This window comes from Thauera sp., assembly GCF_047601425.1.
GTDB lineage: Bacteria > Pseudomonadota > Gammaproteobacteria > Burkholderiales > Rhodocyclaceae > Thauera.
Window position 1 is genome coordinate 967,403 of sequence record NZ_JASGJL010000001.1, and the last position, 13,021, is coordinate 980,423.

At 71.5% G+C, this 13,021-nt stretch carries 6 protein-coding genes; all 6 read right to left on the reverse strand.

All coding sequences use genetic code 11. The features are described from left to right. Window positions 1–26: 26 nt before the first annotated feature. The 6 genes from QM748_RS04695 to QM748_RS04720 are packed head-to-tail and all read right to left on the reverse strand — an operon-like array spanning window position 27 to window position 13,018. Window positions 27–3,449: a DUF4157 domain-containing protein gene (locus QM748_RS04695; RefSeq protein ID WP_415245888.1), complete on the reverse strand. Its 3,423-nt coding sequence runs from the start codon at window positions 3,447–3,449 to the stop codon at window positions 27–29. Continuing rightward, complete coding sequence (locus QM748_RS04700) at window positions 3,430–5,715, reverse strand: DUF4157 domain-containing protein (RefSeq protein WP_415245889.1); 2,286 nt, start codon at window positions 5,713–5,715, stop codon at window positions 3,430–3,432. Before QM748_RS04700 ends, QM748_RS04695 begins: the two co-directional genes overlap by 20 nt. Next, entirely contained in the window at window positions 5,712–7,766 is a 2,055-nt protein-coding gene (locus tag QM748_RS04705; protein WP_415245890.1) for an ATP-binding protein, read from the reverse strand. Before QM748_RS04705 ends, QM748_RS04700 begins: the two co-directional genes overlap by 4 nt. Beyond that, entirely contained in the window at window positions 7,763–9,382 is a 1,620-nt protein-coding gene (locus tag QM748_RS04710; protein WP_415245891.1) for a hypothetical protein, read from the reverse strand. Before QM748_RS04710 ends, QM748_RS04705 begins: the two co-directional genes overlap by 4 nt. A 4-nt stretch (window positions 9,383–9,386) precedes the next feature. Further along, on the reverse strand, window positions 9,387–11,297 hold the full coding sequence (locus QM748_RS04715) for a hypothetical protein (RefSeq protein ID WP_415245892.1): 1,911 nt from the start codon (window positions 11,295–11,297) through the stop codon (window positions 9,387–9,389). After that, the gene (locus QM748_RS04720) at window positions 11,294–13,018 is read right to left on the reverse strand and encodes a hypothetical protein (RefSeq protein WP_415245893.1); all 1,725 of its coding nucleotides are present in this window, start codon (window positions 13,016–13,018) and stop codon (window positions 11,294–11,296) included. Before QM748_RS04720 ends, QM748_RS04715 begins: the two co-directional genes overlap by 4 nt. Between the last annotated feature and the right edge of the window lie 3 nt (window positions 13,019–13,021).

The following is a 13,021-nucleotide window of genomic DNA, read 5'->3' on the forward strand; positions in this document are numbered from 1 at the left end:
GCATGCGTGGCGAGGCGCAGCACGCTTCAGAAGAGTTGCGCGCTGAGTTGGTCGACCAGTGCGACGGGATCGACATCGGGTATGTCGAATTCGAGATCATCGAGCGAAAGATCGAAAGGCTCGCCTTCACGATACCTGACCGGGAAGCGCACGCCGAATTCGAGGCCGGAACCGAGTTCGAGGGCAGCGAGCTCGAAGCGCTCGTCGTACAGGCTGGCGCCGAGCGCGGTGACGGCGACATAGCCGGATACGTCGAAGCGGAAGCTGGGCTGGGCGTGAAGGGCCGCCTCGGCATCGATCTCCAGGCCCTGCGAGGGCATCCAGTCGATATGCACGCTTGCCTCGGCGGCACCCGAGATGCCCAGCATGCCGCCGATCTCCAGGCCACCGGTGGCGCTCGCGCCGGTGATGCCGAGACCGATACCGGCGCGGGCGCCCAGGCGCAGGCCGGCCTGGGCCGGCACGTTGAGATGGGCGTCGCCGGTGACGTGGGTGTTCTCCTCGTGCGAGGGGTTGTACTCGATGCCGATCCGTAGCTGATCGAACGCACCCGGGCCGACGCTGGCGTTGGCGCTCAGGTTGCCGCCCACTTCGGCGACGACGCCGGGGACGATGGGGATCTGCGTCGCCAGGCCGAACAGGCGCTTGTCGTATTCGAGCTTCGAGAAGATTTCGAGCTGGCCCGGCAGTCCGATTTCGCCCGACACGGTGACCTCGCCGTTCGGATCGAGCCGCAGGCCGGCCGTCCCCTGCAGCCATGGCGCGATGCGCACCGTCGCCGAACCGCTGCCGTAGACGATGATGGGCGCGCCGGGCGCCGCATCGCCGCTGGGCTGGCCGTCCTCACCGATGCTGCGGTTGGTCGCGCCGGCGGTGATCCGGCCCGACAGCATGCCGCGGCTGAAGGCGCCGCTGAAGCTGGCGTCGAAGGCGCCGTCGGCGTAGCTGACGGAGAGCTCGGAATCGACACCGGGAATGGCCGGCTGCGCCGTGCCGCTGGCCGAGACTTTCCATCCGCCCTCGGACTGTTCGCACTCGACGTGGATCGAGCCGGAGCGGATCGCCGGGTTGGCCGCGAGCCGGACGTCGCCGGCGATGTTCAGGCCGTTCTCGCCCTGCGTGATCGCGATCGAGGCTTCATCGACGCCGGGCACCGAAAGCGCCGCGCTGCCGGCGAAGGCCCAGCGGCCTTCCTCGACGCTGACGGTCGCGGTCGCGCTCTCGATGCCGCGGATCTTGTCCGGCGTGTCGATGCCTATGGTGCCGTCGGCACCGAACTGGCCGTTGCGCCACCAGGCCCGCACCCGGGCGCGATCGAACAGCGAGGGCTCGAAGGTGAAGCCGCCTTCGAACACGAGGCCGCCGGTCGTGGATGACGACGCGGCAAGCTCGCCGCTGCCCGCGCCTTCGATCGAGAAAAGAATCTGGCCGCCGACGCCCAGGCCGCGCATGGTCGAATAGAAGATGCTGACGTAGGCGTCGTCGATGGTGGTGCGCGGAATCGGCAGGCTGACCTGATCGGGGCCGTAATCGAGCGAAAACGTCAGGTCGCGTCCGCGCAGGCGCACGGTGATCGGCGCGTCGAGGATGGGAATCGACGGGGTCAGCGTGCCTTCGGCGGAGAGCTCGCCGTCTTCGGTCGATACGTTTTCGAACAGGACCGGACTGAGCTTGCTGTATTCGAGCTCGAGTGTGGGCAGGGCGGAAGGGTAGCCGCAATACTCGCCGTCACCGTTCAGCGAAACCGTGACCATGGGAGTCTTGGGCTGCCAGTCGGGAGGCAGATCCCATTTCGCCGACATCGAGCCGATCGGCCCTTCCGGGTTGCCCGTGTTGTCGGTCAGGCTGATCGCGGTGATCTCCAGGCCGGCCAAGGCGCGTGCCTGGCTGCGGCCGACCACCGGTGCGGCGCCGGGGCTGTGGCGGAAACGGCCGACGGTGATGCCGCCGGGGCCGGAAGTCAGGACGAATTCCTCGGCCGAGCCCTGCGCGTCGCCGTCCTCGGCCGGATTCGGTGGGCTCGCGGTGCTCAGCGGATCGGCGCCTTCGATCTCGGTCTTTGTCCACCAGGCCGAAGCGCCCGCAGCCGAGCCGGCGCCTGTGGCGGCGACGCTGGCGAACACGAGATCGTGCCGGCGCAGGAAGCTGGCGCGGTCAGGCCTGGGCTCGAAAGTGTCGAGGAAGGCATCGACCTTGCGGTAGATACCACTGCGTATCGTGCCGCCGGAACTCGAGTTCGACGGCTGGTCCAGAAGCTCCATGTTCTGGATGCTGTTGCCGACGCCGGAGCCCATCTGCCCGGAGACCTGCAGTTCGACGACGTGGTCGACCTGGAACTGCGCGATCTTCCTGCCGTTGCGATCCCAGCCGGGGATGCGCAGCAGGGTCTGCAGCTCGGACAGGCGTTTCGTCCCCGGCCGTGCGCCGCGATGCAGCTTGAGCCGGATGCGACCGCCGGCATCGGCAGGCACCGGGATGTTGCGTTCGCCGAGGCGTGCGCGGATCGCATCGGCGCCGACTTGCGCCTGACTGTTCCAGACGGAGCGCTGGTCGGCGCCGTCCCGGCCATAGCCATGCACGCGCTTGAGGTTGCCGGCCGAGGCAAGGCCGCTGTACAGCGGCAGGTGGCGCGACTTCACCGCCGGAATCTCTAGCCGCTCCAGTGCCTCGAGTGCGGCAGTGGTCCGAGCGCTTTCGTGGTAGCGGGTGGGCATCTCGGGTGCGATCGCACGCGCCAGCACGGCTGCCGCCTGTCCATCCTGCTGCACGACGTGGGCGAGTTCGTGGGCGAGGAGGTGGCGGCCGTCGGTCGAGTCCGGCGTGTAGGCGTCGGGTGCGACAAGGATGTCCCGTCCCGATGTGAACGCGCGTGCGCCCAGTGCGGCCGTCAGGCGCGCTGCCTCGGTATCGGTGTGGATACGAACGTCGGCGAAGTCGCGGCCGAAATAGGCCTCGAGTGGCGCACGCGCGTCCTTCGGCAGCGGCTCGCCGCGGCCGCGGCGAGCTTCGACACGGCTTGCAGCATAGGCGGGCAGAGCCGCAGCGGGCTGTGGTGGGGAGGACATGCCGGTTGCGGATGTGCCGGTCGCCGCAGTGCCGGCCGCGGATCTGGCATATGCGTGGGCCGATGCGGCTGGGTTTGCACTGTCGTCGGCGGCGGCTGCCGGAGCCCCTGGAGCGGGCGCCGACGACGGTGTCGGATCGGGTGTGCTGGCGGGCGCGACGGCGTCGGCATGCTGTTCGGCTTCGCGCTCGATGGCCTCGCCGGGTTGGCTGATGCGTGCGGGAGGCGAGGCATAGGCGGGCAGGGCAGGCGGCGCTGCGGCGACGGAAGCGGGGGGCGGCGTCGACGCCGCCGGCCGTGTCATGCCGCTGCGGGAGGCGGCAAGCGGCGCTTGCGCCGGCCGCTCGCTCGGCCGCCGTGCGAATCTAGGCGACGGCGTTTCCATCGCTGCTGTCCGGCTGCCCATGGGGGGCGCCGTCCGGTGCGCGCGGCGCCGGTGTCGGCCAGTCGCCCGGCGGCGACGGCGCGCCGCATTCCATCGCCACCTGCCATTTCGGCTTGCGCAGGCCCAGCGACCAGGGCGACTGTGCGGTGATGGTGGTCAGCGCGTTGTGGAAGGTGGCGTAGTGATGCGGCCTGACTTCGTTGCCGAAGGACATGATGCCGCCGTTGTGTTCCCGGATCGCCCCGGGCAAGGCGTTGCCGCTCGCATCGGTCATCGCCTTGACCATTTCGTCGTGGGCGACCGGGTCGCCGACGTCCGTACCGTCGACGACGTACTCGTCGTCGAGACCAAAGGCGTGGCCCCATTCATGCGCGGCGGTGATCATGCGTTCGCCGCCGTCGACGATCAGATCTACGCGGCGGTCGCTTTCAAGCTGGGGCCGGGCTTGATCGGCTTCGGTTTCGCCGCGCGGGCCGAGGGTCACGCGCGAGGCCATATTCGCAAATCCGTTGCTGGCAAGATAGTTGCGCACGGCTTGTGCCCGACGCTGCGACAAGGCCATGTTGTACGACTCGCTGCCCGAAGCGCTGGCATGGCCGACGATCTCGACCCGCACTTCCTGGTGTGCGGCATTGCCGGTTGCGCCGTTGAACAGCCTGATGAAAGCATCGAGCGTGGCCCTTGCCGGGGGTGTGAGTACGTCCGAATCGTGGCCGAAGTGAACGGACTCCCGCAGCAGGTCGACTTCTTTCGGGCCGGTCGTGGTGCTGGCGAGCCGCATCGTCTGGTCGTGTGCGTCGTCGTCATCGCCGCGGTTGACCTTGTGCGAGATGTCGTAGCTGCGCAGGCTCTCGCCGGTCGGCATCTTGTACGTCTCGGTCAGCATGTGATCGCCGGCTGCTTTCGCCCGGGCGCCGATGTCGAGCGTGATCCGCACGTTGACACCCAGCCAGTTCCAGCGCGGCTTGTTCAGGAAGAAGCTGTGGCGGCCGCCCCAACTCGTTTCGATCAAGGTCTTCAGTTCATCGATCCACGGCGTGCGTTCCGCCGGCGTCCATTGGTAGGAGGCGAGCGCGGCATTGCGTTGGGGAATGGGAGTCGCGTTCAGACGGGCGGCCAGCGCGGCAATGGCCGGGGTGGCTGGCAGGTCGGGATGCGGCACGATGGTGCCGCCGCTGACGACCAGCGTGTCCTTGAACTCGATTGCGACGCCCTGCGTGATGTCGAGCATTCCGTTGCCTTCGGCCGGATCCGCCGTGTATTGCGCATCGAAACCGCCGCGGCCGCCGGCGCCGATGATGGCTTGTGGCGCGGCCGGATAAGGGCCGGCCCTGGCCCAGTCCTCGGCCTCTTCGAGCTCATTCCTGCACGCCGCCATCGGATCGGCCGGTGCTCCGCTGCCGCCGAACAGGTCGTCCCACCAGTCGCGCTGCAGCTTGGGTGCGGCGCTCCGCGGGCCGCCGGCCTCGGCCTGCTGACCGACGTGGGCGAGTTCGTGGGCCAGCAGTTCCAGCCCCGCATCGCTTTCGGGCGCGTAGCTGCCGGTCGAGAAGTAGATGTCGTTGCCGACGGTGAAGGCGCGGGCGTGCATCTCCTCGCACATCGCCTCGGCTTCGGCGTCGGTGTGGATGCGGACCGCCGACAGGTCGCGGCCGAGCTGGGTTTCCAGCCTGGCGCGCAAATCCGGGTCCAGCGCGGCGCCCTGGCTGCGGCGCGCGGCGATGCGCTGCTCGGTGCCGGCCGGCGCGGTGTTGCCGGCGAGCGCATCGGCGCCGCCGCCGTGCCCGGTGTCGGCGGCTTTGCCGGTGTCCGCTGCTGCCGTCTCGTTCTTCTCTCCATCGGCCTTCGCGCGGAAGAGCTTCGGCGACAGCACATCCTTCTTCGGCGGCGTGATCGCGGGCTCCAGGCTGCCGCGCGGCGCCGCGCCGCTGCATGCCGGGCAGGCCTGCGTGCCGCCCGTCGGCGAGCGCAGCGCGCGGCGGACTTCGCCGGCGACCTTGTCCGCCTCCTTTTCCTCGGCATCCTGCGGATGGCTCACCGCCAGCTTGGCCTGCAGATAGCCCGGCGTGTCCGGCGCTGTCTTCGCCGTTTCGCCGGAGAGATCGTTCTCGGCCTGCCTGTCCTGCGGCTTCATGGCGCTGTCGCCGGGCGACCCCGCAGCCGGTGTGTTCTTCCCGGCTGCCTGCGATCCAGCCGCGGCGCTCTGCACCTTGCCATTGGGCGCGGGTGCCGGCTTGCGGCGCAGGCCTGGCGTCAGGCGGCTCATGATGTCCCCCTCGCATGCAGCAGTTGCGGCGGCGGACTGCGGCCGATCTTGCGGTATTCCTCGATCAGCGCGGCGACGAGGCGTTCGGCGGCGATCGGCGCCGGATCGCCGCCGTCGGCCGGGTCGAGCGCCGCGGCCTGCAGCACCGCATTGCGGATGTAGCCGCCGGGCAGCGTGCAGTAGCTCGCGAGCTGCCGGCACAGCGCGGCATCGGGGGCGCGGCGGCCGAGATGGGCGTGCCAGATGCGCAGGCGTTCGGCCGCGCCCGGCGGCGGGAACTCGATGATGGCGTCGAAGCGGCGGGTGAAGGCGGCGTCGATGCGGCCGCGGTTGTTGCTGGTCAGGATGACGATGCCGGGGTGCTGCTCGATGCGGGTGAGCAGGAAGTTGGTCAGCATGTTGGCATAGCGCTCGCCGGTCTCCTTGCCTTCGCCGCGGCGGCCGAACAGCGCATCGGCCTCGTCGATCAGCAGGATCACGTCCAGCGCGGCGGCCTCGTCGAGCAGGCGGCCCAGGTTCTTTTCCGATTCGCCGATGTACTTGTTCATCACCGCCGACAGGTCGACGCGGAACAGCGGTGCGCCGAGCACGCTCGCCAGCCGGCTCGCGGCCAGGGTCTTGCCGGCGCCGCTTTCGCCGCAGAACAGCGCGCGCACGCCCGGCATCGGCTCCGACAGGCTCGTTCCCAGTCCGTCGGCGAGGGCCTCGCGCTGGCGGCAGCGTGCGACCAGGGCGTCGAAGCGTTCGAGCAGTTCGTCGGGCAGCACCAGTTCGTCCGGCCCCACTTCGCGCGCAACCGGCTGGGCAAGCTGGCGCAGGCGCTCGCTGCCGAAGCCGCTGCGGGCGCGGCGCAGGTGGGCGAGCGACGGCGTCTCGCCGCGCACCCTGGCATCGAGGCGGATGCGCTCGGCCAGGCTGCGTACGGTCGGGCCGTCGAACAGCGCGTGGCCGGCGAACTGGTCCACGAATTGCTCCAGTCGTGCATCCGGGGGCGCTCCGCCATCCGGCGCGGCATCGTCGGCTTGCCTGTCCTCGGCGGTGAGCGCAGCGCGCCAGGCAGTACGGCGCTCCTGCGCGGAGAGCGGCGGCAGGTCGACCTCGACCAGCGCCTCGCCTTCGACTGCGCCGTCGCGTCCGGTGACGATCAGCATCGGCACGGCAAGCGCAGGGTGGGGAGGCAGCAGGTGGCGTTCGCCGGGGCCGAGTTCGAGCGTCAGCACGGGCAGCCAGCCGGCATAGCGGCAGGCTGCCGCCAGCGCGGGCCGGCTGCTCCAGGCCGCGGCTTCCAGTTGCAGCGGCGGGCGGCCCACCTCGGCGGCCAGCCGCGCGGCGGCGGCGAGGCCGGCGCCGCGGGCGCCGCGGAACACCACATGGCGGGTGAGGCCACTGCGCAGCATGTCGGCGAGCGAGGGCAGGCGCTCGCAGAAACGCTGCGGCAATACCGCCTCGCTCGGCGCCAGGGGCGCGGTGTCGCGCCAGGCGCTGACGTCGCCGCACAGCAGCGCCCACAGTTCGGGCACGGTCGCCAGCGTGCGCGTCGGCAGCGGGCCGTCGCCGACGATGTCGAGCACGCCGGCGCGCACCAGGCGGTGGTTGGGCAGGGCGAGCGGCGCCAGCGCCGCTCCGAACAGAGCTTCGCCGGCGGCGGCGATCAGGTGCAGGCCCGGCCGCAGCGCGCCGGGCGACTGCAGTTCCGCCAGCGCGAGGTTCAGCAGGTAGCTCGATTCGTTCTCGCCGCACAGCGCCAGCGCGAACCATTCGTGCAACTGCAGCTTCATGTCGGCCAGCAGGCGGCCGAGCGGGCCGCGCAACTCGGGCGCGATGTGCGCGAGCGCGAGGCAGGCGGCGCGCCAGTCCTCGCGCGGGGTGCCGAGCAGGGCGGAGAGGTCTTCGCCGGCCTGCTCGGCGGCCAGCGCGTCGAACACCGCCGAAGGGGCGCCGAGGCTGAGCCGGGCGAATTCGATGATCCCGGCATGGACGAAGGCGCGCGACAGGCGGGTGCCATCGGGTGGCGCTTCGGCCTGGGCATCGTGCAGTGCGGGCGCGTTCATGGCGTGAAGCCTCCGCGGTCGTAATGGAAGCGCACGACACAGCCGAGCCAGGGCAGCCAGCCCGGGTCGATGTCCAGGCCAGCGCGGCGGATATCGAGGCTGACGTCGGCAAGGCGCAGGTGCAGGTCGACGCGGCTGGCGGTGGCGCGCACCCTGGCCGGGCGCTCGACACGCAGCGCCGCCAGTGCGGCGTCGCCGTGGAAGCGGCGGGCCGCGGCGTCAACGGCGCCATGGCCAGGCCCGAGGGCCGCCAGCGCGGCAAGCGGGTCGCTTGCCGGGTCGAGGCCGCAGGCGTCCGCGAGGAAGGCCGCCAGCGGCGGGTCGATCGGGATCTCGATGCGCGAGGCGAGTCGCACCAGTTCGCGCCAGCCGGCGCGAGGCTCGGCGAGCGCTGCCCGCCATGCGCGCAAGGCGGGCAGGTTCAGCACGTTGAGCAGGAAGAAAAGGCCGCCGCTGCGGCTCAGGAAGTCATGTTCCACGGCGGGCGGAAGCGGCATGGTCGGTGCCGCGCTGGAGGAAAATGGAGGCGGCACAGGGGCGGAGACACTGGATGGTGCAGCCTCCGCTCCGTCCGGAGGCCCAGGTTCGGCCGGGCTTGCTGCCGTCGAGGCAGGCAGAGCAGCGGCCGGAGCCGTGTGGGGCGCTGGCGCGGCCGGCGCCACAGGCGTGGCGCTAGCCAGCGTGTGCGCGGCATCGCGCAGGCGCTCGCCCGCGTTCGCAGCGCCCAGCGTGGCCGGTGCGCTGGCCCACAGCTCGAGCACGGCCTGCAGCACGGTGCGAGGATCGTTCCGAGGCAGGCCGGCGGTGGCCTGCTCGGCGCCAGGCATCGCGTGCCAGCGAGGCGCCCGGGCTTGGTGCGTGCCGTCGGGCGCGCCCGTGAGGCCGGCGACGGTAGGAGAGACGGGTGATGGAGGTGGCGGCGTGCGGACGGCCACATCGGCAGCCGGGTTCGTCGTCGAGGAATGTGGTGTGCTCGATTCAGGCTGTGGATGGCCGGATGCGTCTCGATCCGGCCCGCTCTGCCGTGATGCCCGGCGCCCGCCCGGCGGCGCATCGAGCGCAGCGGCGATCGCAGCGCTCCAGCCGGTCGCGGTGCCGATGGCATGCAGCAGCACGCGGGCGGCCGGCGCATCGAGTGTGTGCCACAACGCAGGCAGCGCTGCGCGCAGGCCGGGGTGATCGAGCAGCGCGGGCAGCGCCAGCGCATCCTCCGTGAGCAGGGCGGCAAGCGCATCGGCCAGGCGAAGCGCCGGCAGCGCCGCGCGGTGGCGCCACAGCCAGCGCCGCGCGGCAGTGCCGGCGAGCAGGTCGCGGATGAGGCAGGCGCGGTAGTCGAGCGCGTCGCGAAAGCGCACTGCGTCGGCGCCGTCGGCGCCAGGGCTCCACGGGTCGGCGGCGCGGCGGGCGATCTGCGTGGCCGCGGCGGCCGCACGCGCCGGCAGTTCCGGCAGCGTGCCGCTGACGGCGACGCGGCGTACGACCAGGATCGCATCGTCGCCGGCCGCCGGCCAGCGGCTGCGCGCCAGCGCGGCCGGAAGTTCCGCGCGGGCGCGGGTGGCGGCGCCGGCAGTGCCGCGCACCACGACGCGGCCGAGGCGGAGATCGGGGGCGTTCATGCCTTCAGCCCCGGTTGACTCCGCTGATGCGCAGCGCCGTGCTCAGGATCGCGGCCGGCTCCCGTTCTAGGCGCGGATCGAGAATGCTGGCGACGGACGCAAGTGTGCCCTGCTCATCGTGGTCATCGACGCGCAGCGTGGCGATGACGCGCTGGCTGTCGTCGAAAAGCTGCAGCAGCGTACCCGGCGCGGCCTCGCGGTTCAGCGTCAGGCGCAGCGCGTCGCCGAGGCGGAAGCGGCCGGGGAGGGTCTTGATGCTGCCCTGGACGAGCTGCTGCGGGTCGTCGCTGGCGGCGAGCAGCAGGCAGGCACGCACGAGGTTGCGCATCGCGCTGCGCGCTGCGGCGGAGGCGTCGGTGTCGAGCTGGCGGAACCACCAGGCGACCAGTTCGACCAGCGTGCGTATGCCGTTGAAGTCGCGCTCCTCGGCGCTGGCGAGACCGGGCCAGCGTTCCGGGCTGTCCACCGCCAGGCGGTTGGCCTCGGCGGCCGTGGCCCAGTCGAGGCGGATGGACGGCGAAATGGCGCGCAGGCGGGCGAGCAGGCAGCCGGCGGCGGCGTCGAGGCGCTGGTGCAGCGCCCGCGCCGGCTCGCGCAGCAGCGGCGACGGAATCGCGAGCAGGTCGTCGAGCGCGAGGATCGCGCTGCCCTGGCGCTGCAGCTCCGTCAGCGCGGCGGCGTCGAAGGGGCGCATCGCGACTTCGCGCATCAGCGCGTCGTTCTGCTGCGCCAGTCCGGCGAGCACCGGCGTGGCGAAGGCGGCCGCCGCCGAGCGGTTCAGCTGCAGCGTGATCTTCTGCCGGCACGCGTCGACGAGGCCGGCGAGGACTGCCCGTCCCGGCAGCAGGTGGCCGAGCGGGCGCAGGTTTGCCCAGTCGCCGGCCGGGATGGCGTAGACCGCCTCCATGAAGGGCAGGAGTGCAGCCGGCAGCGCGGTCTCGCGTCCGGCGCAGCCGGGCACGAGGTCGTCCGGGCTCGACGGGCGCAGCTCCAGCGGATCGGGCAGCGTGCGGCCGAGCGGAGTTTCGCGCACCTTGACGTAGAACAGGCCGAGATGGCTTTCGATGACGCGGCGGCGCTCGGCATGGGCGGCTTCGATCTCGCGCCAGTGCTCGGCCAGCAGGCGCTGCGCGACGGCGTAGTCGTCGAGCGTTTCGGCGCGTTCGCGTTCGCGCACGTCGAGCTGGCGGATTTCGCCCGGGATGTCGGCCTCCAGCGCCGCGAGGCGGGCGCGCAGGTCGTCGGCGGTTTCCTGGTGGCGGCGGCGCAGTGCGACCAGTGCGCCGCGCAGCGCCTCGATCTTGCCGATGTCGTCGGCGATGGTCTTGCCGGCCGAGAACAGCGCCGATTCGTCGTTGTGCGGGGTGCCGTCGGGCCCGGTCTCCCCCGGCTTGGCGAGGGGGCGGTCGAGCCGGGGGCGCAGCAGCAGGCCCGCGGCAGAGTGGAGGTCCGGGGCGATGCGCAGACGGAAGGCGGGCGCTTCCTTGTCGTCGGTGATGACGCCGAGGCGGCGCAGTTCGGCCGGTTGCAGATGGTCGTCGAGGAAGTCGCAGATGCGGTCGATCAGCGACCTTGCCTCGTTCCGGCGTGTGTCGGCTTTGTTGCGCAGGTCGAGCAGGTCGCGCTGCACATTGAAGAAGCTGTCCCTGATCAGGTTGACGTGCGACAGCACGCCCTTGCCGGTGGAGGGGGCCTTGTTGAAAACGGGTTCGGTGAGCGGCTCCTTGGGCTGGGCGAATTGCAGCGGCAGCGTGCCGAGCGCGGCGAGGGGGCCGGCCGAGAGCATGCTTTCCTGCTGCAGGATGCCGGAGAGCAGGGTGTTGGTGGTGAAGGCGCCCGTCTGCTGTGCCGCCGCAAGCTTCGGTTCGTTGAAGTTCACCGTTCCGCTGGCGAAACTGTTGAAGAGTTCGCTCATTTCGGATTCTCCGTCCTGGCCACAGGGGTGAACTGGGCTGCCGTCGTCCAGCGCACCAGTTGCGCGCCCAGGCCGTCACCGGCCACGCCGCCCGCGAGCGCGCTGAAGGACACCGTCAGCGCATCGAACTGCTGGCGCTGCAGGCCGAGGAAGTCATTGACCTCTTCGAGCAGGCGGAAGCTCTGGTCCAGCGCGCTCTCCAGATGGCGGATGTCGTCGCGCAGCTTTTCGCGCTGGAACAACAGGCCGTCGCCGTCGGGCGCGGCGGGGGCGACGCCGCCGTAGCCGTCCGGCGCGGGATGCGGTTTGGCGCGGTGGCTGGCATAGGGTTCAGGCAGCGCTTCGGGCGGCAGGCTGCCGGCGCGGTCGCTGACGAGCTTGTTGCGATACTGCGCCGGATCGGGCGGCGGCGAGGCGATCAGCCGCGGCGCGCGCAAGGCCTTCAGCTGCGCGGCGGAAAGACCGTGGAACAGCACGTACCACTGCTGCTTCCATGCCTCGTATGCGCTGGCGGCCGTCTGCGCGCGGCGGAACAGCTCGTCTTCCAGGCGCGTGTCGCGCGGCGGCAGGTCGAACAGGTCGCGGCGGTAGTCGAGGTCGGGAATCGCCAGCAGCAGGCGGATGCGTTCGCCCAGGCCGTGGATCAGGTCGACGCTGCCGCGCGGCAGTTCGTCGGCGACGACGTCCTCGATCGTGCTGGCGGGCACCGGTGCCAGTTCGACTTGCAGGTCGGCCGGCAGGAAGGCCAGCGACGGCGCCCTGGCCGCCGGATCGCGCAGCAGCGCGGCGGGCAGTGGCCCGGCGGCCGGCAGGTAGTCGAGGCCGAGCAGTTCGGCGAGGGTCTGCGTCGGCGCGTCCGGCAGCGGCGCGGCATGTTCGCGCTGCCAGGCTTCGAGGGCCGCGACCGTGTGCGCGAGCAGGGTGTGGGCGGCAGCGTCCGGTTCGGCCAGCAGCCGGCCGGCGAGCGGATCGAACCACACCGGCAGCCGGTGGACGATCTTGACCAACCCCAGCGGCACCGCGCCGCTGTCGCTGCGGAACGGCGCTTCGCGCAGCAGGCGCACGCCGATGCGGTTGGCCGCGCGCGCCTGCGGCATCGCCATCAGCCGCGGGCTGCCTGAGATGCGCTGCAGGCCCAGCAGGCTGACGGTATCGATGCGCCGCTCGGCAAGCGGATCGGCTTCGCTGCGGGTGCACGGCTCCTGTTCGGCCCTGTCGTCGATCGGCTCGACCGCGCTGCGTATCGTCAGCAGAAAGAGGCCATCGCGCAGCGGGCTGTCCTGGTCGCGTTCGGCCTGCGCGGCGAGGTCGGCCCAGGCTTGGTCCAGCGGGTGGAACAGGCGGATCAACTGCCCCGCGGCGCCGACCGCCAGGCCCGGCTGCACGCGCACGCGGGTGTCTGCGCCGCTGCCGGAAAAGGCCGTGGCGAGGCCTTCGACGATGCCGGGCGCGAGGCTCGCCAGCAGCGGTGCGATGCGGTCGTCGACATAGGCCTGCAGGCGTTCGAACTCGCGCTCGCCGAGCGCGCGGCCGGCAAAGAGGTTCAACCGGCGCGGATCGCCGGCGCGCCGTTCCGGTTCGTGCAGGCGGATGGACGGCGGCACGCGCGGCAGCAGCGTCAGCGCCGGACGCACAGCCAGTGCGGCGAGCAGGCCGGGCGGCAGCAAGGATGACGAGGTGAGCAAGGAGCGGCGCGAAGAGTGGGGCGATACGAGGGCCATGAT

Coding starts and splice junctions, on each gene's coding strand:
- QM748_RS04715 (WP_415245892.1), bottom strand. CDS start 11,297: ATGAGCGAACTCTTCAACAGTTTCGCCAGCGGAACGGTGAACTTCAAC.
- QM748_RS04720 (WP_415245893.1), bottom strand. CDS start 13,018: ATGGCCCTCGTATCGCCCCACTCTTCGCGCCGCTCCTTGCTCACCTCG.
- QM748_RS04700 (WP_415245889.1), bottom strand. CDS start 5,715: ATGAGCCGCCTGACGCCAGGCCTGCGCCGCAAGCCGGCACCCGCGCCC.
- QM748_RS04710 (WP_415245891.1), bottom strand. CDS start 9,382: ATGAACGCCCCCGATCTCCGCCTCGGCCGCGTCGTGGTGCGCGGCACT.
- QM748_RS04695 (WP_415245888.1), bottom strand. CDS start 3,449: ATGGAAACGCCGTCGCCTAGATTCGCACGGCGGCCGAGCGAGCGGCCG.
- QM748_RS04705 (WP_415245890.1), bottom strand. CDS start 7,766: ATGAACGCGCCCGCACTGCACGATGCCCAGGCCGAAGCGCCACCCGAT.